The organism is Coleofasciculus sp. LEGE 07092, assembly GCF_015207375.1.
In the GTDB taxonomy this organism is placed as follows: domain Bacteria; phylum Cyanobacteriota; class Cyanobacteriia; order Cyanobacteriales; family Coleofasciculaceae; genus LEGE-07092.
In genome coordinates this window covers 14,460-38,392 of record NZ_JADEWY010000058.1, presented here as the reverse complement: position 1 = coordinate 38,392, position 23,933 = coordinate 14,460, and the positions used below count along the sequence as shown (strand labels likewise).

Genomic DNA, 23,933 nt, shown 5'->3' with positions numbered 1-23,933 from the left:
ACCTTGTCCCCCCATCTCCCAACTCCCAACTCCCCACTCTTCACAACCCATTACCAATTAGAATAAACGGTGCCCAATAATAAGGATGATTGAGACGATTCACCACTTCCGGCTTTAGCCCATCACGAACCTGCACTGCCACAATCGAACCTCGTTGTTCTCTCGAAGCGGTATAATCACCCGTAATTAGAGCAACTTGTGCTTGTCGCAGGGCTTCAGCTTTGGTTGTATTTCCATTTTGAAGAGCACTATAGAATTCATTCATTAATAGCTGAGTGCCACCATCATCAACCGTCCATAACGAAGCAATAGCCGCCCTTGCTCCAGCCCTCTGCATCTGATAGCCTAACCCCAGAATTTCTGCACCTGTACCTAGATTGCCACCGATTCCAGTTTCACAAGCAGAAAGCACGACTAAATCTACATTATTAAGGTTCCAGTTGCGAACATCAGCAATAGTTACAGGAGTGCCATCCCCAAAGAGAATAAACGACTCTTCCGGTGTCCCGACTACAATTGCCCCATGGGTGGCAAAATGTAAGACGTTATAGTCCCCCATTTTCGGTTTTGTGTCTTCAGGATTAAAGGCATTATTGAATAGTTGAGTCGTGTTGGGAACTGTTGCGGCTAAGGTTTCCACTTCCACTCCGGCATAGGGCAAACCGCCAAAGTTAAAGCGTTCTTTACCAATGGTGACGCTGTGGTGTCCGGTGGTAAATGCTCCAGCGAGAACTCGTAGAGACGTTCCGGCGGAACGTCTGTACTGGGGTTGAGTATCCAGTTCCGTCAAGGAAGCAGCAGTAATATTATTAATACGATAGCGTTGAATTAACCATTGTTCACCATCGTGCAAAGCGGCAAGGGGAATGTAGCGCAGTTGTCCATCGGGTGCATAGATAAGGGTTTCGGCTTCTGCGGCTTTCAGGTCGTTTTCTAACGGTTTAATCAGCCAGTTGTAGAGTTGCTGTGCTGGGGTTTTTGCATCCGATTTAGGGTTTTGTAAGGCTTGACGAAAGGCGAGGATAGTTTGAGAAAGTTTTTCTTTAGTAACTGGAACAGTACGGCGAATCGGCGGAGAGTCTGGGGTTGTGAGGATAAGTTCTAAGCGGTCTTCTAGAATAAGAGGATAAAGGAGAACGGCATTTTGTTGCAAATCTTTCAGATTATTTTGGATGCTGAGGAGATCGTCGAGAGTGTTGATTAAATCAGGTTTGCGCGTCTTAGGAGTGAGTTGAGAAATTAGGGCTTCTACTTCGTCACTTTCGATAAAGTTATTGAAATTTGTGATAATTTTTTCTTGGGCGTTGACAAGTTCGACAAGGCGCTGTTCCTCTTGGGAAGTACGGTTGCTTTTCTGTCGCAGTTGCGTGAGTTCTTTACCAAGAGCGATCGCTTTATTCAGAATCTCTTGATAGCCATCTTCAATTTGCTGTTCAGGGGATAAATTAGGTACACCTTGCACTGTATTTTCAGTCCCCCGCACATTTCGCAGGTAGTCGTCGAGTTCTTGAACTTTGAGTAAATCGAGGACTCGTTGGGCTTCCAAGATGCGGTTTTGTTGTAATAATAAGTCAGCTAAATGGCGATAATCCTCAGCAATGGTTTCGGTGTAAGATTGCTGCTGTTCTTGGGGAAGTCCCTTAATATTTTCCCGGATTGCTTCTCTGGCGTTGACGGATTGCTTGAAGAAAATAATGGCTAACTCGGATTGGTTCTGTTTCTCTAGCAGATAACCAATATTACTCAGATTTTCTCCTTCTCTCGCCCGATCACCTATCTCTTGACTGATGACTAAAGCTTGCTGGTAATACTCTAGAGCAGTTGGATACTGTCCTAAATGATAGTAAGCTTCTCCCATATTATCGAGAATTAACCCTTCTCCTGCCTTAGATCCAAATTGTTTTTGAATCGTTAAAGCTTGGCTAAATAATTCCAAGGCTAATTCATACTTTCCTTGGCGGCGGTAAACTTGTGCAATATTATTGAGAGTTGCTCCTTCCAGCAATTTTTTTTCAAAATCAATGGTTTTCAGAAGTTCTAAGGCTTGCTGATAAGAATCCAAAGCTAGTTCGTACTGTTTTAGGTGAGAGTGAACATTACCCATTGCGTTGAGGATTCTCACTTCTCCCGCCTTATTGCCAAGTTTTTGGGTGAGTGCTGAGGCTTGTTGATAGAACTCTAAGGCTTTAGTGTAGTCTCCCAATCTGCTGTAAACTAGTCCAATATTGTAGTGTATTGCTCCCGTATTCTCAAATACTTGTTTAGGAATTGCTAGGGATTTTTGTAAGAAATTTAAAGCTAATTGATACTCTCCTAGGTTGCTGTAAACTAGCCCAATTTGGTTAAGATTCTTCCATTCTCTTGCCTGATCTCGAAGTTCTCTAGCAATCACTAAAGCTTGCTGCAACGTCTCTAGAGCTTCTCGATATTGACCTTGCTTAGAGAGTTGAATCCCTATCTGGTAAAGTTTGAGTTCCTCACTTTCTTGGTCTGCTGTGGGGGACTTTGGCAAAATTAGAGGCTCAAGATTTAAGGTAATCGGCAAAGGGGGTATTCCTTCTCCTTGTTTGTCGCCGATTTCTTCCTGAATTTCCAAGGCTTGCTCATAGTAATCGCGTGCCTGTTGAGAGTCTCCTAGCTTGTCGTAAACTGCCCCAATATTGTTGAGTGTGACTGCTTCAAAAGCCCCGTTACCCATTGCTTGGAAAATTGGCAAAGCTTTTTGGTAAGAATCAAGTGCCTGCTGATACTGTTCTAGCTTGTCGTAAACTGCTCCAATATTGTTCAGGGCTACTCCTTCCCCTTTTTTGTCACCCACTTCTTGGATAATTGCCAAGGCTTGTTGGTAAGAATCGAGTGCTTGCTGATACTTTTCTAGTTTGTGGTAAGCTCCTCCCATATTGTTGAGGCTTACTCCTTCCCCCGCCCTGTCATGAATTTTTTGGGAAAATGCTAGCGCTTTTTGGTAGGAATCAAGCGCTTGCTGATACTCTCCTAACTCGTAGTAAATTAATCCTATATTGTTGAAAGTTCCTCCTTGCCCAAAATTACGAATCAAAAAATTCATTTCCTCGGCGCGTTTGAAGGCATCAATCCCTTGCTGATACTCTCCTAGTTTGCGATAAACTACCCCCATGTTGCTGAGTATTAGCCCTTGCTCATCCCTGTCGTCAAGTCCTTGATAAATTGCCAAAGCTTTTTGATAGGAATCTAACGCCTGCTGATACTCTCCCAATTTTTGGGCAACTAAGCCCGTATTGTAGAAGAGAGTTGCTCCTCTAGCGTAGGAAGGGGGTATGTCTTCATCGGCGCAATCACTCAATTCCTGTTCAATTGCCAAGGCTTGCTGATAGTTATCAAATGCCTGCTGATACTCTTCTAATTGTTGATAAACTCTCCCCGTTCCTTTAAAAGTTATCCCCTGCCAAGCGCGATCGCGACAAGCGGCACTACGTTCGTTGCCATCCCTCAGTTCCTGTCGAATTGCCAAAGCTTGCTGGTAGTAATCGAGTGCCGGCTGATAGTCTCCCAGCCTATCGTAAATTTTACCAATTCTGTAGAGGGATACTCTCGCACCTGCGCCATCACTCACGTCCCGTTGAACGGCTAAAGCTCGCTGATAATAATCCGACGCCTGCTGATACTCGTTCCTGCTGTTGTAAACTAACCCAATTTGGTGGAAGGTTGTCCCTTCGCCTATCTTGTCGCCGATTCCTTGATAAATTAATAAGGCTTCCTCAAATCTTTCGAGTGCGCCTCCAAAATTAATGTTGTCATATAGTTCCATGCCTTCTTTAAGTAGGCGATCGGCTTTAGCTTTACTATCTTCGTTGGAAAGCGGCTGTGCGACTAAAGGTGAGAGAGTTAAGGTGGGTGGTAAGAAGGCAGGAGTTACCGAAAGCAGCAGAGTGGCAACACTGAGGCTGATTAGATTTAAACGCATGGTTTAGTCCTTTATCAAGGAAATGTACAGATTGCTGTCAATTTGATCTATCTCTGATCGATAGTGAGGATATGCAGTATGTTTTTTGCTAGGTATTAATACTGAATGTTAAAAAATTAGATTTATTGCATAAGTGTTCAGCGTTCAGTCATAGGAACTATCGTACTCCTACGTGATCCATGAAGGCAGAACCCCAACTAAAGGGTTGGGTTTTAAGGACTTGCTGAGATAGTTGCTCGAAAATTTGATAAAAATCTAGACACTACTTATAGGAACTTCATCAACCATGAATCTGAAGCAACACAAGGTTAACCGGGTTAAAATTTCATCAGATGGAAAGACGATTATTAGTCACAGCGATGACGAAATCAAAGCATGGAATCTTCAAACAGCCGAGCTAGAAGCAACTTTGGATAAAGAAAGGATGAGTTATCTAGTTGTCAGTTCGGATGGTAAACTGTTAGTCGGGATTACAGGCGACCTTGATAATCAAAATACCCAAATTAAAGTGTTGAAGCGTCCATAAACTAGAATAGAATGCACAGACATTCTATAGAGAAAGTAGATGGAAATTTTAGAGCATACTTCTTGGAGACTAAGCAATCGTGCAGATATTCCCCTACAAAACCTTTACCATTCAAACCCAAGATTCAGCGTCGAACATTATCGAGAAGCTAGAGGCTAGGATTGGTTCTCCAAAAGTATTTCGAGAGGATTTGTGTAGCGATAATGCTCCCTATGCAGGGACGATTTCAATCTCTGGATTTAAGCTCCGTCGTATTCGCTACACCGAAACATATTTTTTACCGCGTAAACCGTTTTGCTTACCCTATATTCACGGACGATTTGAGTTTTTATTTGATAAAATAATTGTTCACATTGTCATGAGGTTTGCTCGCGAAGTCATCTTTTTTTTAGTTTTTTGCTTCTTAGTCTGCTCTACCCTCGTGTTTCTCATATTTCTTTTTATACAGCAGTGGAATGTCTTTGGGTATGGGCTTATAATCGAAAGTTTGCTATTTTTTACAATGCCCATTGTCGCATTATTGATATTTCAGGATGTGTTTAAAAAACAAGCAAATCTTATCTATGAGGAGTTAAACCAGATAATTAAGCGATCACTTGCCTAACAGAAACCCATGTCTTAAGCCCCTAGAGTGAAAGCAACTCTGTGTAGGGCTTTCAGAGTTCCTCTAGTCTAGGGAGAGTTACAAAACAGGGATGTTATATCGTGTCCCTACCAAATGTAGCGTCTGTGCGTAAATCCTAGTCTCCTGCTGTGAATGGGTACATCTAATTCACAAAAACTTGACCATCAGGTTGAATTCTCAACACGCCTTGATTATCGTCTAGTCTGGTTTCTTCCTCTAACGAAACCTCTAATAATCCCTCCTCATCAGCCGACATCGGCATCATCTGAAGTAAGCCTTCATCCTGACGAACTGCGGTGATAGTCGTAGGAAGTGGCAAGTTTTGCAGGACAGTTTCTTCCCCACCTTGCAGATATCGACGCTCAGTATGTCCAACTGCCTCAAAAGAAACGATCGCGTTGGTATTATTTTTTAGTCTCACATCGACTGTATTATCCATCGGCATAATGGTAGCCACTGCATCACTGCGGTTCTCTGGCAGAGGCGGTTGAGGTATGCCTGCTGGGGGTGGTGCGGGAGTAATGGGGCTGTTAGAAATTTGTCCCCCTTGACCCATCTGAGTTGCCGCATTAGGTGGGCATCCGACGGGAGCCATAACCATCCTGCTGAAGGGTTCGTCGTAGTAAATTCCCGGACAGGGATTGACTCCCACCAGGGGTGCCAGAGGTGCTGCCGATGCTGGCTTGGGAATTGTTGACAGACCCATTAGAAAGCCACCAAAAATGGCTCCAACTAGCCCAATATTTTTTTTATTTATTTTACGGTCTCTATTCACAAGTACCTCCTCTTATGTTTTCATTTTTTAATTTAATTAGCTCAGAATTCTACGGTTTAGCGTACTTACTTAACAAGCATAACTACATTTTATTTTCTCCATCATCTGCCAAAGGAAGAGAGCGACCTTCTACCGAAAGTAAGAGTCTTTTTTAAACAAGGGATACCTATTTAGAGAGTCTCAAGGCTGACGCTTTGGAGAACTGCACGTATAATCAGGCTAGTTCTCTTGCCAAAATACAGCCAAAATGCGGGTATCCGCGAGTTTTCATCAGCAGGCAAGCAGTTCCCAGACAAAACTCAACCGATTTTTAGTTTGTGGACTGGGTAGCTTAGGTCAGCAATGTGTCGTTGCCCTGAAGGAGTTTGGGGTGAGTGTCATTGCTATTGAAGAAATACTGCCCAGACATTGGGAGATTCCCAATTTACCCAACTTGCTGGAAGAATTAATTGTCGGCGATTGCCGTCAAGAGAGTGTTTTAGAGCAAGCTAAGATCCACTACTGTCGGGCGGTTCTTTTAGTTACAAGTAGCGATCGCGTCAATATCGAAACTGCCTTTGCAGCACGACTTTTAAATCCCCAAACTCGCTTGGTTGTTCGTTCAGGGAAAGAAAACCTCAACGAATTGTTGAGCGATCGCTTAGGAAATTATGTCTCCTTTGAACCCACGCAGCTACCCATCACTGCCTTTGCTTTGGCTGCTTTAGAAACTGAGACATTGGGTTTTTTTAACCTGGAAGGGCAAGAATTGCGGGTTGTGAAGCGTCAAATTAAAGTCGGGGACAAATTTTACGGATGCTTAACCCATCAACTCAATAGTTCCATCCGCCGAGTTATTAGTCACAAACCCTACTTATCCAGACTGCCGGAATCCGTTCACCAGTGGGAGCCGGACACTGCCATACAAGGGGGAGATACCCTAATTTACGTGGAAGTGGCTCCCCAGTCGGTTGATGATACGGAGAAATCAACTTTAACGACTAAAAAGAAGCGAAAACGGTTCTGGCGGCGGATAGCCCAACGGATAGTCTGGAAAAATCTCCAGCCAAGACTGAGGAAATTTTGGCAATTGAGCTATCAGTATCAAACCCGTCGAGTTGCCTTTATCTGTGGCATTACTGTACTCTTTTTGCTGCTGTGTGGCACAGGGCTGTTTGGTTGGTATTACCCTGACATTACCGTGCGCGATGCCTTTTATGCCACAGCCGTTTTGCTATTGGGGGGATACGGGGATTTATTTGGAGAACTGCCACAAACCGCGCCGATGCCTGGGTGGTTGCAGCTATTTAGTCTCGGACTTACTTTAGCAGGTACAGCATTTGTGGGGGTGCTGTACGCCTTGCTTACCGAGACACTGTTAACCGCTAGATTTCAGTTTTACAGGCGGCGTCCGTCAGTACCGCAGCACAATCATATCGTCGTAGTTGGACTGGGACGGGTTGGTTTGGGTGTGGCAGCTCAGTTGCAAGAATTTAAGCAGCCAATTGTGGGTATTACGAACACTCAACTTGACCCAAGAATTTTACCAGAGTTACCTGTCATTGCCGATGATTTGGCTAACGCCTTAAAGAAAGCTAACCTGCCAACAGCCAGAAGCGTTGTTGTCGCCACCGATGATGAAATGGTGAATCTGGAAGTTGGGCTAATGGCTCATACCCTGAATCCCCTCGGTACTCTGATTATCCGCACCTTTGAGGAGGGTTTGAGTAAAAAATTGGCGCAATTGTTACCCGATGCCCAAGTGCTGTGTGCCTATGCTTTAGCAGCAGAAGCTTTTGCTGGGGCAGCATTTGGCGAAAACATCGATAGCCTGTTTCGGTTGAATAATCAAACAATTTTGGTAACGGAATATGCCATTGATGCTGAGGATACCCTTCACGATTTGCTGCTCGCAGAAGTTGCCTATGGTTACGGAGTGGTGCCAATTGTTTATCAGAAGGCTAACGGAATTTCTGAATTTATGCCCCCTGATGATACGCGCTTAGAAGTGGGCGATCGCATGGTGGTTTTGGCAACGAGCCAGGGTTTGCGACGGATTGAACAGGGTATGGATACGATGATGCCAAAATGCTGGCAAGTAGAGGTTAAGCAAGTCTTGACGCCAGACGCTATTTTTGAAGGATCTAATGCGATCGCTCATATTTCCGGTTGTGACTTGAGTACAGCAAGAGCGTTGATGCACAACTTGCCAGGAACCCTGCCTGTTCCCCTTTACAAACACCAGGCACAGCGTTTGGTGCGAGATCTCAGCCAAGCCGAAGCGATCGCTCGTTTGGTGCCGATTGTTTGCACCTCTTGTCAAGACATAATTCGCTTGGGGAAGGTGGAAGATTCTTCTTGTTAGCCTGCGATCAACAGCTCATGTTGCCTGTCCTACGGACTAGAGATCATTTATTTTTTAGAGGGACTCTGATTGTAAGACCCTTTGTAGATACGCTCTTGCTGTTCGGGTGTAATCCATGCAGCTCTGGCAAACTGGGTTTGAGGGGGTACGAACTGCCCCTGAATGGTGTTGTATTCCATAACCTCGCCGCTTTCGATCTCGTAAACCCAGGCATGAAGCTGAAGCTTACCTGCTTTGAGTCGGGATTGGATGACGGGGTAAGTGCGCAGGTTTTCTAGTTGGGTGAGGACGTTTTCCTGAGTCGCGGCGTTGAGCAGGTCTTCACTCTCGTAGTTCTGGTAATGTTCTTTGATAATGCGGCGAGTTGCTTCGGCGTGTTTGAGCCATTGGTAAACCGCTGGCATCTCGTCTTCTAGCTGGTCGATTTTCAGCAATCCCTTCATTGCACCGCAGTGGGAATGACCGCAGACAATCACATCCTCAATGCCTAACGCATGAATAGCATACTCTACGGCTGCACCTTCCCCTCCATTGGTGGCACCATAGGGCGGAATGATATTACCCGCATTACGGATAATAAACATTTCACCGGGCTGGGTTTGTGTAATCAGATTGGGGTCAATCCGAGAGTCAGAGCAGGTAATGAAGAGGACTCTGGGATGCTGTCCTTGAGACAGTAGCTCGAATAAGTCCCGGTGGGTGGTGAAGTAGTTGGTCTGAAATTCATGCAGACCCTGAATCAACCGTTTCATCGCTCAAGTGCTTCCAAAAAGAGGGGATACCGTTTCTTTATGATCCCACACAGCGAGTAGAGAGTGGCAAATTCTTGGTTCAACTCGCCACATTACTCCTATTAGACGGCTTTATGCCAATTCCCAATCAGCAAATACTACTCTGGAAAGTCGGGAATCACCCATTGAGGGGGCTGGGTGAGTTTCTTCCTGCGTGCCTCCTCAGCAATTTCATGCATTTTGTCTAACGAAGTCTCGCTGATGAACTTCGATGCATCTGCTGCATATTCCTTATTTGGGCATTTGTCACCCAAAACACATCCCTCAACGCAAGCTTCAGCGCAGTTTATTGTAGTTTCCACGATGAACTCCTTCCTCCAATTTTTGTAGGACGATCACTAAAGACTGTCCTCATACTTTTATTTTATCTTCACAAATTGTAATATCCATTTTCAGAATAGCTCTAGGATGAGAAAAAGGTCAAAGGACTACAACTATAGCGGTTCTCATTTGTATACACCCCCATCCCACAACCTTTTTCTACTGATATTGCCTTCAACCCAACTACTTAAACCGTTGCCGTTCGCCCCGATAGCGCAGCAATTCAGCGAAAAAGGCAAGGAGACTCGATACCCCAATTAAAATAACACTCAGGGCGTTGATATCGGGTTTAACCCCCGTGCGGATGCGGCTGAATATTTCCATCGGTAGAGTCGTTGCCCCTGTCCCGGCAGTGAAGCTAGCAATCAGAAAATCATCCATACTTAGAACAAAGGATATCAAACACCCCGCAATAATAGCTGGCATTAACTCCGGTAGCAGGATTTTAATAAAGGCTTGGAAGGGTGTCGCGCCTAAATCAAGGGCAGCTTCTTCTAAGTGGGGATCGAGACTAGAAATACGCGAGGAGACAACAAAGGCAATATAAGACAGACAGAATACCACATGAGCCGCGACAATCGTCCAGAGGCTCAAGGGCGTACCAATGACTGCTAAGAAAACTAAAGTAGCGACCGCCATCGCAATATCGGGGATAATCAACGGTAAGTAGGAAATGCCCCGATATAGGGTCTTGCCAGGGAAATAATAACGGGCTAAACCCACTGCCATTAAGGTGCCTATCACTGCCGAAATCACGACAGCAGCAAAGGCTACGGTTACGCTATTTTGTAATGCCCTAAGAATGCGCGGGTCATCTAGTAGCTTAATGTACCACTTTAGGGTAAACCCCTGCCAACCTGCGCTATAGGCTGACTCATTAAAACTGTAAAACGTTAGCACTAGGATGGGCAGGTACATATAAAAGAACATCACCCCTGAGAAGAGTCCCTGCCAGGAGAAGCGTGGTTTAAGCTTGGAGTGCAGCATCTCGATAGGAACCTCCTCCTCCTGCTGATGGGTTAGTGAATTGCTCATCAATACCTACCTATGGCGTCAGCGATTGTAGCTGTTATGGAATTTAGATAAATCGAGTAAGCTGAATGCGGTAGCGGTCTTTTTTCGTGAGGGCAACATCCCCAACCTCCAACCGTCCTTTACCGCGAATGGCAATTAAATCACCGCTTTTAACCAAAGAACTGGCTTGCTTGACTTCTTTCCAGTTTACCCGGACATCACCAGCACTAATCAGTTCCGCCATTTTGCTGCGGGAGGTGCCAAACCCCGCCGAAGCGATCGCATCAAGACGCATGGATGCCTCGACGGTAGTCATCTCCTTCTTCTTCGGTTCTCGAATTTTCAGTTCACTTAAATCGATCCGCCGCGTTTTTACGGGTACGGAACGGACTTGAGTGAGTTGAGTTTCCAGAAATTCCACGATTTCCGGTACGACAATTGCCTGAGCGCCTCGCTCTCCCAAGACAATAATATCGCCCATCTTTTCGCGGGTCAAACCTGTACCCACCATGGCTCCTAAGAAATCTCGATGGGTGGGTGGGTCAAATAAAAAATTTCCGGCAATATCTAAGGCGGCTACCTCCACTTGGGAGGAATCGAGGGGCAGTTCTTCACGAGCGATCGCCAAACGCTGTCGCTCTGCCTGGGGATATCCTCCCCAAGCCACCAGCTTCACCTCTGTCAAACGCCCAAACTGCTGCTGAATTTCTGCCAGCATTGGAGGCGAGAGGAAATCACTTAATACAATTTCCCATGTCTTAATGACTTGTTCGGCTTGGTCGATAGTACGAGCTACCGCCTCACGATTTTCAGCTCCTTTGAGCAGTTCTTCTCTGGGTAGCATTCAGGTTTTTTGGCTTTTCTACTTTACTTAATTATGATAAGAAGGGCGAGCCGGATTTCTACAAAATTTCAGACTTAAAATGAGGATGGGTCAGCATAGCCTTGTAAGGTTTCAGGCTCGAATTTCCGTATAATTCGGGTAGCTTGCTGGGTCAACACCTCTGAACCTTTGACAACAATCAGATATTTACCTTGATTGAGACGGTTGCGGTAAGGTAGAGCGTCACCGCTAGCGAATGCCAAGCCAGCACCACCACCGACAAAAAAGCTACCCATCGCACCTGCGATCGCACCGAATACTCCACCGATGATATGATTGCCCAGGCTACCCGCCCAAGAAAACACTTCGATGGCAGTCAGTACATTAAAGGTATAACCCGATACAAACCCAAAGGGAATCAGCCAATAAGCAAATTGCTTAACTTGCTTGAGTGCCTGTAGGTTGGGGTCAATCAAGCCAAAATCATCGGCATTTTTGTAGCCTTTACCGAGAATCGTGATTTGAGCCATCGGTAAGCTTTCTTTTTCCAGAGCTGTGTAAGCTTCTTCAGCAGCAATGCGATCGGATAGTACGGCAACGAGGTAGTTCATGGCTGGGGTCTAACAGTGCCTCTGGGAGTGGTTTTAAAGGGTTCGATGTTTATTGTTGCACAGGATCAAACTTAAAATCTTTACTACTAATTGACCGGATCGTACTCCTTTGCCGTTACAATTACCTACTGCGGTCTGTTCCCCGTTCCTTCAGACTTCTGCAAGAAGTCGATTGCACATCCAACAACACCTGCTGTATGGCAAGGTAAGTTCTGCGTAGCTTAATTTTTCCCCTCTATTGGCAATGTCTAAAGTTCTTGTCTCCGACTCCATCGATCAAGCTGGAATTGATATCCTCTCCCAAGTGGCTCAGGTTGATGTCAACACGAATCTATCGCCTGAAGAACTGACTGGGATCATCGCTGACTACGACGCGATAATGATACGCTCAGGTACTCGCCTAACCCAAGAAATCATTGAAGCTGGCAAACAACTGAAAATCATCGGACGTGCTGGAGTTGGCGTTGATAACGTCGATGTCCCAACCGCGACTCGGCAGGGCATTGTCGTGGTTAATTCCCCAGAAGGGAATACAATCGCTGCCGCCGAACACGCCCTAGCCATGATGCTAGCTCTGTCGCGTCATATTCCAGAAGCGAATATTTCTGTGAAAAACCATCAGTGGGATCGCAAGCGCTTCATTGGGGCAGAAGTCTACAAAAAAACGCTGGGCGTCTTGGGTTTAGGAAAAATTGGCTCCCATGTCGCTACTGTAGCGCGGGCAATGGGCATGAAGTTGCTGGCTTACGATCCCTTCATTTCCCTCGAACGGGCGGATCAGCTGGGTTGTCGCTTAGTAGACATGGATTTGTTGCTGCGAGAGTCAGATTACATTACCCTGCACCTTCCTAAAACACCAGAAACCACCCATCTGATTAATACGGAAGCCTTGGCTAAAATGAAGCCAACTGCCCGAATTATTAATTGCTCCAGAGGTGGAATTATTGATGAAGCGGCACTGGCGGCGGCTTTAAAAACGGGTAAAATTGCAGGTGCGGCATTGGATGTGTTTGAATCAGAGCCTCTGGGAGAGTCCTCACTGCGAGAACTCGGCAAGGAAGTGATTCTAACGCCTCACCTGGGAGCCTCGACAGCAGAAGCACAAACGAATGTGGCGATTGATGTTGCCGAACAAATTCGGGATGTATTATTAGGTTTACCTGCCCGTTCAGCCGTGAATATTCCAGGACTCTCACCTAATGTTTTGGAGCAACTCAAACCTTATATGCGGTTGGCAGAAACCTTGGGGAACCTTGTGAGTCAGTTAGCGGGAGGGCGAATTGAATCGCTCAATGTTCACTTGCAAGGCGAGTTGGCAACGAATAATAGCCAACCGTTAGTCGTCGCCTCCCTGAAAGGGCTGCTCTCCCAAGCTTTGCGGGAGCGAGTTAACTACGTTAATGCAACGATTGAAGCCAAAGAGCGAGGAATTCGTGTGATTGAGACGCGGGATGGCTCGATTCAAGACTATTCGGGCGGTTCCCTCCATTTATCCGCGAAGGGTTCTTTGGGTGAACATTCTGTCACAGGAGCTTTGTTGAGTGATGGTGAAATTCACATCACCAGTATCGATGAGTTCCCGGTTAACGTTCCTCCCAGCCACCATATGCTATTTACCTTGCACCGGGATATGCCAGGAATTATTGGCAAAATAGGTTCCCTGCTGGGCAGTTTTAATGTCAATATTGCTAGCATGCAGGTCGGTCGTAAAATCGTGCGGGGCGATGCGGTTATGGTTTTGAGCATTGACGATCCCCTACCCGAGGGAATTTTGACTGAGATTACGAAAGTTCCTGGCATTCGGGATGCTTACACGGTAACACTGTAAGAGTCAGCAGTTAGGAGCTAGGAGAAAAGAAGAAATTCTGACTTCTGCATTCTGTTATCGTAGCGGGGCGTAGCCGATTCTGACTTCTGATTTCTGAGTTATGGCAAATAGCTGGTGGGAAATTCAAATTCTGTGCGATTCTTCCTTAGAGGATTTAATCTTCTGGCGATTGGAAAAGTTTGGCTGCCGGGGATTCTCTTCTGAAATCAAAGGGAGTTCTTTACTCGTGCAGGCTTACTTGCCCCGTATGCAAACACAACTGCTAGACTTGGCAGCGTTATCGCTGTGGCTGCGGCAAGATGCCCTAACGGTAGGGCTACCTGTACCTATCGCTCAGTGGCACCTTATTGATGAAGAAGACTGGGCTAGCAGTTGGAAGCAATACTGGAAACCCACAGAAATTGGCGATCGCTTTTTAATCTATCCGGCTTGGTTGCCACTGCCAGAACCGTCAGAACGTCTACTTTTACGTTTAGATCCTGGCGCAGCTTTTGGTACGGGGACTCATCAGACGACTCAACTGTGTCTGGAAGCCTTGGAGATGCGGTTGGGTTATGGAAAGGATAAGCCTGTAGTGGCTGATATTGGTTGTGGTTCGGGTATTTTATCGATCGCGTCTATTTTACTGGGGGCTAGCAAGGTCTATGCTGTGGATATTGACCCCTTAGCTGTACGATCTGCCCGGAGCAACCGCGACTTAAATCAGATTAGTAGCGATCGCTTGATGGTGGAGAAGGGGAGTGTGAATCGCTTAAAGAAGCTTATCGGTGATCGACCTATTAATGGTATTCTTTGCAATATTCTGGCAGAGGTCATTATGGATCTGATTCCGGTAATCAGTGCGATCGCTGCTCCTCACAGTTGGGGAATTATTAGTGGGGTTTTATTGGATCAGGCGAAACCCATTGCTGATACCTTAGAACAGCACAACTGGATAGTTGCTACCCTTTGGAAGCGTCAAGAGTGGTGTTGTTTTAATATTCGGCGGTAAAGGTTGGCGTTTTGGTTGGCTAGAAAAAACAATTTATGAAAAAATCCAGGTGCATCTCAAAAATCCCTTACTCAACTACATCAATGGACAGTGGTGTGCTTCCCATGCAACCGAATGTCTGAATGTGATCAATCCGGCTACAGCAGATATATTGACCCAAGTTCCTTTATCTGCTAATGATGATGTAGAGGCGGCTGCCGTTGCTGGGGCTACTGCCTTTAAAAACTGGCGTCGCACTCCACCTACCACACGAGTGCAGTACCTGTTCAAACTTAAATCTCTACTGGAAAAGCATTTAGAAGAATTAGCCCGCACGATAACTCAAGAATGCGGAAAAACTATAGCAGAATCAAAAGCTGAATTGCAACGGGCAATTGAAAATGTAGAAGTTGCCTGTGGAATTCCTATACTGATGCAAGGGTACAACCTGGAAGATGTTGCCCGTGGGATTGATGAAATCATGATTCGTCAACCTGTGGGAGTCACGGCAATTATTGCACCGTTCAATTTCCCCGGTATGATTCCTTTCTGGTTTTTACCCTATGCGATCGCTTGTGGCAATACCTGTATTGTCAAACCATCGGAAAAAGTACCCCTAACGATGCAAAAGGTGTTTGAGTTATTAGAGGCGACGGAATTACCCAAGGGTGTCGTTAATCTGGTGCATGGGACTAAAGAGGTCGTTGATGCAATTTTAGAGCATCCCACCATCCGAGGGATTAGTTTTGTCGGGTCTTCCCCTGTTGCTCAGTATGTATACAGCAAAGGAGCAGCCCATGGCAAGCGAATGCAATGTCAGGGGGGTGCAAAAAATCCGCTGATTGTCCTCCCCGATGCCGATATGGAGATGACAACTCGCATTGCAGCCGATAGTGCCTTTGGCTGTGCCGGACAGCGTTGTTTGGCGGCATCTGTTGCCGTTACGGTGGGGGAAGCGCGGCATAGTTTTACGGAAGCGATCGCTTCGGCTGCCCAAAGTAGAGTGGTAGGCTATGGTTTGCAGGAGGGGGTAGAAATGGGTCCAGTGATTACCCCTCAAAGTCAAGCCCGGATTGAAGGGTTGATTCAACAGGGCGAAAAAGAAGGGGCAACAGTATTAGTTGACGGACGCCATCCCCAGGTTTCTGGTTATGAACAGGGGAATTTTATCCGACCGACGATCCTGCAAAATGTTAATCCTAAAGGTAGCATTGCCCGGACAGAAATTTTTGGTCCTGTATTGGGTTTGATGCACTTAGAGACAATTGAGGATGCAATTGCCTTTGTTAATAACAGTCAGTGGGGGAATATGGCGTGTTTATTTACCAGTAGTGGTGCAGCAGCACGGCAGTTTCGGTATGAGGCGGAAGCGGGAAATATTGGGATTAATATTGGGGTAGCTGCACCAATGGCATTCTTTCCTTTTAGTGGGTGGAAGGATAGTTTTTATGGAGATTTACATGGTCAGGGGCGAGATGCGGTAGAGTTTTTTACCCAGACGAAAGTAGTGGTTGAGCGGTGGTTTAAAGATTGGTCGCGGCAGTTTTGAAAATAACTCCCATGCAAGTATTCTTCTTTTTGGTATTTGGTAGGAGGCAGGCTCAGTACCAACTACCTACAAACGGAGTTATTTCTGTGCCATTTCTACTCTACTGCTGCTGACACCGCTCCGTGATTAACAACTCTCCAGCCGCATCGCTGTCTACAGGTTTCGAGAAAAAGAAACCCTGTCCATACTGACACTGTAGAGCAATAAGCGGCGAAACCTGCTCTAATACTTCAATTCCCTCAGCTACCACATCCATACTCAGAGTCTTGGCAAGATGTACAATGGCTTGCACAATTTCAGAATTCTCACCCAGCGCACCAATCCGACTGACAAAGCAACGGTCAATCTTTAAGGTACTAATGGGAAAATTGTGCAAGCGACTCAACGAAGAATAACCCGTCCCGAAATCATCAATACAGAGATGAATCTGCCGTCTCTTCAACTCTAAAAGCAATGTCTTCACCAAGTCAGGATTGTCCATTACCACGCTTTCAGTAATCTCTAGCTTCAAGCTGCCAACTGTCAGGTTTGTTTCCTTGAGAATTTTGTCAATTTGTGATAGCAAATCTGGTTGTATGAACTGCTTACAGGAAAGATTAACATTCATCGTCAGAGGTCGGTCGGACTTAAACGTCTGTTGCCAGATACTGAGTTGGTGACACGCTTCTCGCAACGTCCACCAACCGATGGGGGTAATTAGTCCCGTTTCTTCGGCGATGGGTATGAATTCTCCCGGAGAGACTAAACCCCGTTGCGGGTGCTGCCAGCGTAATAAAGCTTCAAACCCAATAATCTTACCCGTCAACAGTGATACAATGGGTTGATAGTACACTCGAAATTCCTGCCGTTCGATCGCTCGCCGCAAATCTGTTTCAAGCTGCAATCGCTCTAAGGCATTGCTGTGCATCGCTGTATCGAAGATTTCATAACGAGATTCGCCGTGTGATCGGGCGCGATAGATTGCTAGGTTAGCGTTGCGCAATAAGTTTTCGGCTTGCACAATGCGATCGCGTCCCCCCTTGTAACCACTACTAATTGTATTCAGAGCAATCCCAATACTGAGAGTCATGAAGACTTCACGACCATTAAGATAAAAGGGCGTCGCCAAGGTTTGCTGAATCGCCTCAGCTACGCGAATGGCATCCCCCACATCCTGAATTCCTTCTAATAGAATGGCAAACTCGTCGCCACCCAAGCGGGCAACAGTATCGGTGGGGTGCAGGCAAGTTAGAAGCCGATGGGCAAACTCTTGTAGCAGTTTATCGCCCATGGGGTTTCCTAGACTCTCATTGACTATTTTGAAGCGATTAAAATTGAGCAGTAGGACGGCAAAGTGATAGGAACGGTGAATGCTACTGTAGCCCCGATACTGGTGGTTGCGTCGTACCGCTTGCTTAAGACGGTCTACGAATAGCGCTCGGTTGGCAAGTCCAGTGAGCCGATCATAAAAGGCATTGTAAATTAATTGCTCCTCTGCCCGTTTGCGATCGCTAATATCGAAGGCATAAATCCGAATGCAGTCGATTTCACAGACATAGTGCAAAACTTGTTCGTAATAAACCTCACCAATTTTCACCTCTCGCCGGAGAGAATTTTCCTGTTGCACAATTGTTCCAATTGAAGGTATCCCGCCTAAAAACGGATGCTCTACGCCCCGCTCTTGGAGATCCGGTAGGGATTGCATTGCTTCGGGATTGAGATAGCAAACTTGACCTTCTAAATCAATTTCCACAATCGGATTGGGAGTCAGCAAAGGAAAGGAAGCTAACCGTGCTGTCTCCTGCTGAATCAGGCGACGTTCGGTGATATCTGTGCCGACGGCAAAAAAGTAGTCCAGTTCGCCATTGTTTTTAAAGAGAGGTTTGCCTCGCCACTCGACCAACTGTTCCCTACCATTCTTGGCTAGCACCCAGGTTTGGTTGAGAGTTGGCTGCTTTAATCCCAACAGAGAGACGAGATAGGGGGTTCCTAGTAGAGTTTCGACAATTTTGGCGAGGGGTTCCCGGTCAATTTCTCGAATGAACGTGGATAAAAAATCAGTGCCTACAATCTCATCTAGGGTGTAGCCCAACGCATTAAGCAACCCTTGATTCATCTTAATAGTCTTGCCCCGTGCATCAATAGCAACAAAAAAGGCAGAACTCGTTTCAATAACCGCTTGCGAGAAATTCTGTTCCTGGCGCAGTTGTTCCGTTACCTGCTTGTGAGCGATCGCTAACCCCAATTGCAATGCTATAACTGTTACCAACTCCACCAATCCCTTCTTCTCCGAGCGGGGTTGGGAGATGAAGAAAGCCAGCACTGCTAGCACCCGTTGCTCTTGGAGAATGGGGACAGCGAACACCCCTTGAAATTTGGCAACTGCCCCTAGTGTAGTATCTACGAAAACTGCATCCGATTGAATCGAACTTTCTTCGATCCACTCGGGTTGTTGTGAAGTCCACACCCGCCTTAGTAAGCCTGTACTAGGAGGAAAAGTCAGCGTTTCCCTAGCCTGCCTAAACGGGTCTAAGCTAGGGGTGTTACCATACCACGCTGTACTGCAAGTCAAAACGGTCTGGTTAGGACAAGGGAGCCATGCTTCACCATAATCCCATTGAGTGAATGCACAAATTTGACGCAGCACTACATTTAGCGCTGAATCTAAATCGGGGGCTTTAGCGATCGCGGGGATGAGCGATTGCAACACAAGGAGTTCTTTTGACATTCGCAACCAGTTTTTTGCCTTCGGTCGGTAGTTTCGTCACAACGCCACTGTCACATCACACATCAGGAACCCTTAAGAGGCTGCAAGCTTGCCAAAACGAGTATTCCTTGAACCAAGAAGTTATGACACTGATTTAACCGGTTTTGCGCCGACTACGAACTGAGTTCTTTCAGTGTGCTTCGTGTTAAGGGCGATCGCATTTCTAGATTGAGCGCGGTTTCTTTCAAAACCTTAGCCCTGCACGATCAACGGCAACAGTCTCCTCTAGTTGTCTGATAGATGTGACAGATTGTTTCTGTTAGATGCACCGACTCAATGCAACTCAACCGCGAAGTTGGTGTGTTGCTGTCAATTGTCTACTAGGTAAGACGCCCAGTAGCTGGACGCTAATAAAACGATTACCGACTTACAATCTTGACCCAATCCCCTGGCTTTCAGTCTTATTGAAGCGTTACCGATAATTCAGCACCAGCTTTATTAACCTGAAAACGCTTCTGATTCTTTCCTTAGCACTCAGTGTACTCGTTCGCTGTCTTTTTTTCCACTTTCACCAGAGAAAAATCGCAGATATTTTTGTATAGCAGACTACATCAGGGGATAAAGTCAATCTCATTTATCCCTTGCATCAGGAGTTTTTCGGCAATGGGAAACTGCACGACAACACCTTTAACTTAACCGGATTCTGGTTCTGAGCCACTCATCTTAACTTTATCCGTTGAGCAATTCCCCTGCCTTAACTGGCACGATGGGCGGTTTCACCGAACTCTAGCCACCCTACTCAAAATCGTTATGAGTATGATATAGTCGTAACAGTTCGTAAATAACAGTTTCGAGCAACCCGAGCGCGGTTGTCAAAACTTTATCGATAACCTATAGCGAACGCCTACGCCAGAGAATTCAAGGAGAATACATTCATGACTAACCCGATGGAAGGGTGTCTGCGAGTCGGTCAACAAGCCCCTGACTTCAGCGCCACCGCTGTAGTCGATCAAGAATTCAAGACTATTAAACTGTCTGACTATCGTGGTCAATATGTCGTCCTGTTCTTCTATCCCCTAGACTTTACCTTTGTCTGCCCCACTGAAATTACCGCATTTAGCGATCGCTTTGACGAATTCAAAGAAATCAACACGCAGGTTCTGGGTATTTCGGTTGACAGTGAGTTTTCTCACCTAGCTTGGATTCAGACAGACCGTAAATCTGGCGGTGTCGGCGACCTGAACTATCCTCTGGTTTCTGACATCAAAAAAGAAATCAGCACCGCTTTCAACGTCCTCGACCCCGATGCGGGTGTCGCTTTGCGGGGATTGTTCATCTTGGATAAAGATGGCATTATCCAACACGCGACCATCAACAACCTATCCTTTGGTCGCAATGTAGACGAAACCCTGCGGACTCTGAAAGCGATTCAATACGTTCAGGCTCACCCGGATGAAGTTTGCCCCCAAGGTTGGCAACCCGGAGACAAAACCATGGTTCCCGACCCCGTTAAGTCCAAGGTTTTCTTTGCCTCTGTCTAAACTAAAGCTAATCCGTTAGTTCTAGATGTATAAAATAAGCCCCAGCACTGTTTGTGAGAGCTTCCCAATCTCAAGCAGGTTGGGGCTAAAATTTATCTGTTGCCAGAATGAGAACCCCATGCTAACGTCTAATGATTTTAGTGGCTTGCTCAACGAGCGCTTCTTCCGCAATTTTGTCCCCATACCCGCAACCAGTCGTTTAAGACTGGGAAACCCGATGGTTGAGTTTGAGTTACCTGATATTACCAACAACCGTCAGGTCAAGCTATCGGATTACCGGGATAAGCAACCCGTCCTCCTCGATTTTACGCGCATTTTCACCGAGAAGCAGTACTGCCCCCTTTGCTATCCGCATATTATCGCCATGAATGAGAACTATGAGCGATTTACGGAGAAGGGAGTTGAGGTGTTGATGATTACCAGTACGGATTCTCGGCAAAGTCAACAAGTGGTCAAAGACTTAGGGGTAAAAATGCCACTTTTGAGTGACCCGAATTGTCGCACATTCAAAGCCTATGAAGTAGGTCAAGCATTAGGTGCTCCTTTATCCGGACAGTTTCTTATTGATCAGCAAGGAAAACTGCGATATAAACATCTGTTTTCGTTCCTGTCTGCTAATGCTGAAATTGAGACGTTACTCAACCGGATTGAGACGATTCAGTAGTCATGCGGGATTGCAAGATAGGGTAGGCGATCGCTGCCGCTGTTCATTTAGCAATTATTGGGGTAATGAGAAAAAAAGGAAAGCTGCTCTACCATTTCTCGTCCTGGCGGTTTATTTCCCTGAATCAAGTTGTAAAGATAATCGCCCAACGCTTTCGCTAAGAGTACTGGTACGGCGTTACCAATTTGCCTATACTTAGACGTTACTGAACCGTAAAAATACCAGTCATCAGGAAACGTTTGGATTTTAGCAGATTCACGTACACTCAGGGGTCTTAGTTCTACTGGATGACACATATCAGTGGCTTTTTGGTGTGGGCTTGTTGTTATAGTAGGAGAGGGTTTTTCCCAAGACAATCGCCTATAAAAACCAACTTTACCGCCACCTGAGTTGAAAGCTCCTCCCATAGCCTCTCGCTTTAATTCTTCAGGTAAGTATCTCCAATTTTGCCCTGCTTTTAAAAGTCTGAGATATTTGAGGCGATTTTCAGAGTAAGGAATAAACGCAGGCTGCGGATCGACTAACCCCATTAAGCCTTCCTTTAAAGTTCGCCATAGGGGTAACTTAATACCGTTTTTACTATGAGTCGCTAGAGGAAATGTTAGAGGTTCGCCATCTCTAGAACCAATAAAGATAACACGCATTCGATTTTGGGGAACACCATAGTCTGCGGCTTCTAAAAGATTGTAAACCACGCTATATCCAAGTGCTTTCATTTCTGTTAACACAACGTCTAAAGCTGCACCGGGAATTTCATCAGCTTCTAGTGGCGGATGTCCTTTCCCCCGTTGGTTAATCGGTCTGTGTCGGATAGGAGCTGAAAGTAATCCTCTCACGTTTTCCATAATAAAGAAACGTGGCTGAACCTCTCTAACAATGCGGATAAAGTCCATAAATAAACTGCCGCGAGGATCTATCACCGAACCTCGTTTACCTGCTGTACTAAACGGTTGACAGGGGGGACCACCAGTTACTAACTCTACTTCACCCGGTTGTAAAGCCCTGCCAAGATTTAAAACTCTTCCTCCCTCTTCCAGCAAGTCCTGTCCGCTAACTTCTTCTATAGTCCTAGGTACAGCACTTTGACAAAGATGGGGTCGGTTAAGAGCTATGGTTTTTGTAGCATCAACATCTTTTTCGACGACAGATATAGTATGAAAGCCAGCTTGTTCTAAACCAAGGTCTAAACCCAAAGCACCTGTAAACAGGGAAATAGAACAAATATTTTTGTTCTCCATTTTATTAACAAAAAAGATACTCCACTAAAAATAATAATACAAATTTACGTCTTTTACATTTAATTAGCTGCTAAGTCAGCAAAAACTTGATCAATTTTCTGTAACATATTTTTTACCTGACCTTCAACGAGGTCATAATCCATGTGAATTTTGTTCCAAAAAGCTTGACCTGCAAAACGAGGAATTTCGGAACGTGCAGGAAACGTCCATTGCCCTAAATCAAAAGCTACTAAAAATAAAGGGTTTTCATGACTACTTAACTCTCTTATTGCCCTGCTAACCTGAGAACCTGTTAATGTACCTTTAAGGGTTTTTAACTGGGCAAAACTTACTGCGCCATCCGTATATAAAATAATATCAATACCTTTTAGATTGATTCCAAATTCAACTTCTGGAATAATTACATAAGGACTAATGTCAGCTATTTTTTCCCATAGATGTCCCATTCTCGTACTCAGCGTCCTTGTTACTGAGTTGCTTGTCACTAGTAAAGTTGCACCACAAAGTTCAAAGAGATTAGAAGGCTTGGAGAATGTCTTAGATTTTTTGATTTCAAAATCTTGTTGTAGCCATTTAATGAAATTATGGGTAAAATCATCAATATTACTACGAATCAATCTAGATTGCCGTTCTAATTCTAAAGCCGTTCCAGTTTGATTGTATTGTTGGATTTGATATTGAAAATAAGAATCTAATATTGGGTGAAGTGCTTTTGCCAATTTGTATGCTTTATTTAATTCTTCATCTGTTATATGAGTAGCATCAATTGTTAAAGTCTTCTGGTAAATGAGTTCTTTTCTCTCTGGTATAGAAAGTTCTCTTAAAGTTGCAGCAGTGAATTCGGTAGGCATCAAAACTCTCTTGTATAGTTTTAGTTTAAGAAGTTTCGGCAGTTTGCTTTTTAGGGAGAAATACAAGAACAATTCACGCTAGTGGGATGCCTGTAGCGATTAAGTATTTGGTAATTCCCTGTTCTATCCCGTTATTGAGGATGACTTTATATGCTTTATCCTTCGAGTTTACACAGGAGGTCATCGTCCGATGGATTCTCTACAAGCCAAGTATAAATCGGTTGTGGAGCAAGTACTGAGAGACTATGCCGAATTTCTTGATAATGATGATCAAGTTCAGAGGGAACCGTACTCAATCAGGAGCGATCGCCTATCACTTGTTAGTGTAACCTTCTTTAGCTGCTAGAAGGCTGTAATATTATCTGCATGTAGACACTAGAGTCGGCTTTTATGAAAAAATTATTATTTATTTGTAGCCAAAACCGACTACGCAGCCCTACAGCCGAAGCCGTGTTTTCGGAGTATGAGGGACTGGAAGTAGATTCAGCGGGATTGGATCAAGAAGCAGAAATGCCATTGTGCAGTGAAGCAATTCAGTGGGCAGATATCATTTTTGTGATGGAAAAATTACATCGAAATAAGCTTTCAAATAAGTTTCAGCCCTGGCTTAAAAACAAGCGAGTCATTTGCCTAGATATCCCTGATGAATATGATTATATGGAGCCAGCTTTAGTAGAGTTATTGAAAACAAAAGTGTTACCTTTGCTAGGAACGTTTTAGAGAGCCTAAAATTCTACTCATTTGCTCCCTAATCAGAGATAAGTAAAACTACTTATTGGCGCAACGTTGAGGAAATTTAAAAAAAACCCTCACCGTCATGCAGCGTAGACTGG

20 protein-coding genes are annotated in these 23,933 nt (G+C 45.2%); 10 read left to right on the top strand and 10 right to left on the bottom strand.

Features of this window, described 5'->3' with window-relative positions:
- Window positions 1-40: 40 nt before the first annotated feature.
- On the bottom strand, window positions 41-3,943 hold the full coding sequence (locus IQ257_RS15415) for a CHAT domain-containing protein (RefSeq protein WP_193876949.1): 3,903 nt from the start codon (window positions 3,941-3,943) through the stop codon (window positions 41-43).
- Window positions 3,944-4,229: 286 nt separating this feature from the next.
- Between IQ257_RS15415 and IQ257_RS15410 the strand changes: the two genes are divergently transcribed.
- Window positions 4,230-4,469, top strand: a complete 240-nt coding sequence (locus IQ257_RS15410; protein WP_193876951.1) for a WD40 repeat domain-containing protein — start codon at window positions 4,230-4,232, stop codon at window positions 4,467-4,469.
- Window positions 4,470-4,548: 79 nt separating this feature from the next.
- Window positions 4,549-5,073, top strand: a complete 525-nt coding sequence (locus tag IQ257_RS15405; protein ID WP_193876953.1) for a hypothetical protein — start codon at window positions 4,549-4,551, stop codon at window positions 5,071-5,073.
- A 163-nt stretch (window positions 5,074-5,236) separates the two neighbouring features.
- On the opposite strand, the gene IQ257_RS15400 is transcribed toward IQ257_RS15405, so the two are convergent.
- Window positions 5,237-5,869 (bottom strand): hypothetical protein, encoded by a 633-nt coding sequence (locus IQ257_RS15400; protein ID WP_193876955.1) that lies wholly within the window; start codon window positions 5,867-5,869, stop codon window positions 5,237-5,239.
- Between the two features lie 247 nt (window positions 5,870-6,116).
- On the opposite strand from IQ257_RS15400, the gene IQ257_RS15395 reads away from it, so the two are divergent.
- A complete protein-coding gene (locus IQ257_RS15395) occupies window positions 6,117-8,213 on the top strand; it encodes a potassium channel family protein (protein ID WP_193876964.1) in 2,097 nt (698 codons plus the stop codon).
- Window positions 8,214-8,260: 47 nt separating this feature from the next.
- Here the strand turns inward: IQ257_RS15395 and IQ257_RS15390 are convergent, their stop codons facing one another.
- The 5 genes from IQ257_RS15390 to IQ257_RS15370 form a co-directional block, all read right to left on the bottom strand.
- A complete protein-coding gene (locus IQ257_RS15390; protein WP_193876966.1) occupies window positions 8,261-8,965 on the bottom strand; it encodes a carbonic anhydrase in 705 nt (234 codons plus the stop codon).
- 137 nt (window positions 8,966-9,102) lie between these two features.
- The gene (locus tag IQ257_RS15385; protein ID WP_193876990.1) at window positions 9,103-9,309 is read right to left on the bottom strand and encodes a hypothetical protein; all 207 of its coding nucleotides are present in this window, start codon (window positions 9,307-9,309) and stop codon (window positions 9,103-9,105) included.
- Window positions 9,310-9,508: 199 nt separating this feature from the next.
- Window positions 9,509-10,312 (bottom strand): ABC transporter permease, encoded by an 804-nt coding sequence (locus IQ257_RS15380; RefSeq protein WP_416207929.1) that lies wholly within the window; start codon window positions 10,310-10,312, stop codon window positions 9,509-9,511.
- 91 nt (window positions 10,313-10,403) lie between these two features.
- Window positions 10,404-11,183 carry a photosystem II S4 domain protein gene (locus IQ257_RS15375; RefSeq protein WP_193876970.1) on the bottom strand — a complete coding sequence of 260 codons (780 nt, stop codon included), beginning with the start codon at window positions 11,181-11,183 and terminating at the stop codon, window positions 10,404-10,406.
- Window positions 11,184-11,257: 74 nt separating this feature from the next.
- Complete coding sequence (locus IQ257_RS15370; RefSeq protein ID WP_193876972.1) at window positions 11,258-11,773, bottom strand: hypothetical protein; 516 nt, start codon at window positions 11,771-11,773, stop codon at window positions 11,258-11,260.
- Window positions 11,774-12,017: 244 nt separating this feature from the next.
- Here IQ257_RS15370 and serA point away from each other — a divergent pair, with 244 nt between their 5' ends.
- The 3 genes from serA (at window position 12,018) to IQ257_RS15355 (ending at window position 16,120) form a co-directional block, all read left to right on the top strand.
- A complete protein-coding gene (gene serA, locus IQ257_RS15365) occupies window positions 12,018-13,601 on the top strand; it encodes a phosphoglycerate dehydrogenase (RefSeq protein WP_193876974.1) in 1,584 nt (527 codons plus the stop codon).
- A gap of 100 nt (window positions 13,602-13,701) precedes the next feature.
- On the top strand, window positions 13,702-14,592 hold the full coding sequence (prmA, locus tag IQ257_RS15360; RefSeq protein ID WP_193876976.1) for a 50S ribosomal protein L11 methyltransferase: 891 nt from the start codon (window positions 13,702-13,704) through the stop codon (window positions 14,590-14,592).
- Window positions 14,593-14,641: 49 nt separating this feature from the next.
- Window positions 14,642-16,120 carry a CoA-acylating methylmalonate-semialdehyde dehydrogenase gene (locus IQ257_RS15355; protein ID WP_193876993.1) on the top strand — a complete coding sequence of 493 codons (1,479 nt, stop codon included), beginning with the start codon at window positions 14,642-14,644 and terminating at the stop codon, window positions 16,118-16,120.
- A 100-nt stretch (window positions 16,121-16,220) separates the two neighbouring features.
- Here IQ257_RS15355 and IQ257_RS15350 read toward each other — a convergent pair whose 3' ends face one another.
- A complete protein-coding gene (locus IQ257_RS15350) occupies window positions 16,221-18,827 on the bottom strand; it encodes an EAL domain-containing protein (protein WP_193876978.1) in 2,607 nt (868 codons plus the stop codon).
- A 926-nt stretch (window positions 18,828-19,753) separates the two neighbouring features.
- On the opposite strand from IQ257_RS15350, the gene IQ257_RS15345 reads away from it, so the two are divergent.
- Window positions 19,754-20,347: a peroxiredoxin gene (locus IQ257_RS15345; RefSeq protein ID WP_193876995.1), complete on the top strand. Its 594-nt coding sequence runs from the start codon at window positions 19,754-19,756 to the stop codon at window positions 20,345-20,347.
- A gap of 118 nt (window positions 20,348-20,465) precedes the next feature.
- A complete protein-coding gene (locus IQ257_RS15340; RefSeq protein WP_193876980.1) occupies window positions 20,466-21,011 on the top strand; it encodes a peroxiredoxin family protein in 546 nt (181 codons plus the stop codon).
- Between the two features lie 47 nt (window positions 21,012-21,058).
- On the opposite strand, the gene IQ257_RS15335 is transcribed toward IQ257_RS15340, so the two are convergent.
- Both IQ257_RS15335 and IQ257_RS15330 read right to left on the bottom strand, forming a co-directional pair.
- A complete protein-coding gene (locus IQ257_RS15335; protein ID WP_193876982.1) occupies window positions 21,059-22,249 on the bottom strand; it encodes a DNA cytosine methyltransferase in 1,191 nt (396 codons plus the stop codon).
- A 59-nt stretch (window positions 22,250-22,308) separates the two neighbouring features.
- Window positions 22,309-23,100: a hypothetical protein gene (locus IQ257_RS15330; RefSeq protein WP_193876984.1), complete on the bottom strand. Its 792-nt coding sequence runs from the start codon at window positions 23,098-23,100 to the stop codon at window positions 22,309-22,311.
- Window positions 23,101-23,290: 190 nt separating this feature from the next.
- On the opposite strand from IQ257_RS15330, the gene IQ257_RS15325 reads away from it, so the two are divergent.
- Together IQ257_RS15325 and IQ257_RS15320 are read left to right on the top strand one after the other, a co-directional pair.
- Complete coding sequence (locus IQ257_RS15325) at window positions 23,291-23,446, top strand: hypothetical protein (RefSeq protein WP_193876986.1); 156 nt, start codon at window positions 23,291-23,293, stop codon at window positions 23,444-23,446.
- A 44-nt stretch (window positions 23,447-23,490) separates the two neighbouring features.
- On the top strand, window positions 23,491-23,820 hold the full coding sequence (locus tag IQ257_RS15320; protein WP_193876988.1) for a low molecular weight protein tyrosine phosphatase family protein: 330 nt from the start codon (window positions 23,491-23,493) through the stop codon (window positions 23,818-23,820).
- Window positions 23,821-23,933 lie beyond the last annotated feature (113 nt).